Source organism: Roseibium sp. AWQ4_290 (assembly GCF_056160985.1).
The window spans coordinates 1-216 of record NZ_JBSWYG010000133.1 but is presented as its reverse complement, the minus strand read 5'-3'; the positions used below and the strand labels follow the sequence as shown (position 1 = coordinate 216).

1 protein-coding gene is annotated in these 216 nt (G+C 57.9%); it reads left to right on the top strand.

Going from position 1 to position 216, the window contains the following annotated elements; translation table 11 throughout:
- On the top strand, positions 1–216 hold a 216-nt coding region (locus ACXAH0_RS25425; RefSeq protein WP_475196139.1), incomplete at both ends, for an IS66 family transposase.

Here is a 216-nt window from a genome sequence, read left to right as displayed (position 1 = left end):
AAGGACCTGGACATCACGCCTGACGATCCGGCTGAACTGAAAGCCGTGAACCGGCTTCTGGCCGACGAAGTCAAGGCACTCAGCCTGAAGGTCGAGCAGCTTCAACATCAGCTTCATGGGGCGCACCGGAACCGGTTCGGCTCCAAATCGGAAAGCCTCGATCAGCTCAATCTGAGCCTTGCCGAGGAAGAGGCCATTGGTGTAGCTGCTGATCAG